The organism is Aeromonas caviae (assembly GCF_000819785.1).
GTDB classification, from domain to species: Bacteria; Pseudomonadota; Gammaproteobacteria; order Enterobacterales; family Aeromonadaceae; genus Aeromonas; species Aeromonas caviae.
The window spans coordinates 1-1,055 of the sequence record NZ_CDBK01000039.1 but is presented as its reverse complement, the minus strand read 5'-3'; the positions used below and the strand labels follow the sequence as shown (position 1 = coordinate 1,055).

The window sequence follows — 1,055 nt, the reverse complement described above, 5'->3', positions numbered from 1 at the left end:
TTGGCAGCAGACAGGTTGGACGGCATCACGGCATCGGTACGCTCGCAGATGGTGGCCATGATGGTCACGGCTTCCAGCGGGTACTTGCCCTTGGCGGACTCACCGGACAGCATGACTGCGTCGGTACCGTCCAGGATGGCGTTGGCCACGTCGCCGGCTTCGGCGCGGGTCGGACGCGGGTTCTTGATCATGGAGTCCAGCATCTGGGTGGCGGTGATGACCACTTTGCGGGCTTTGTTGCACTTCTCGATGATCATCTTCTGGGCGAAGATCACTTCTTCCACCGGGATCTCGACACCCATGTCGCCACGGGCAACCATGATGCCGTCGGAGACAGCCAGGATCTCGTCGAAGTTGTCCAGGCCTTCCTGGTTTTCGATCTTGGAGATGATCTGGATGTTCTCGCCGCCGTGGGCTTTCAGGTGCTCACGGATTTCCAGCACGTCTTCTTTCTTGCGAATGAAGGAGGCGGCAACGAAATCAACGCCTTGCTCGCAACCGAAGATGAGGTCGCGCTTGTCTTTCTCGGCCAGGGCCGGCAGCTTGATGGAGACGCCCGGCAGGTTGATGCCCTTGTTCTCGCCCAGGTCACCGTTGTTGAGCACTTTACAGATCACTTCGCGCTCGGTGATTTCGATGACGTCCAGGCCAATCAGGCCGTCGTCAACCAGGATGCGGTTGCCGACGCGCAGGTCGCTGGCAAAACCGGCATAGGTGACGGCGACTTTGTCTTTGTTGCCCACCACGGTCTGGTCGGTGGTGAAGGTGAAGGTCTGGCCGGCGACCAGGGAGACGTCGTTGCCGCCTTCGAGCTTGATGGTGCGGATTTCCGGACCCTTGGTGTCCAGCAGGATGGCTGCGTGCTTGCCGGTTTCGGCCATGACAGCGCGCAGGTTGCTGATGCGACCACCGTGTTCGGCGTAGTCGCCGTGGGAGAAGTTCAGGCGCATGACGTTCATGCCGGCATCCAGCATCTTGCCCAGCATTTCTTTGGATTCGGTCTTGGGACCGATGGTGCAGACGATTTTGGTCTTTTTCATGTCAGTCTTCATGGT

The 1,055-nt window shown here is 59.2% G+C and carries 1 protein-coding gene; it reads right to left on the bottom strand.

Translation table 11 applies throughout. The annotated features are described in order from the left end of the window. Nucleotides 1–1,040: pyruvate kinase PykF (pykF, locus tag BN1120_RS05260; RefSeq protein WP_042015047.1), on the bottom strand; the 1,040-nt coding region annotated here is incomplete at its 3' end. Nucleotides 1,041–1,055: the final 15 nt, after the last annotated feature.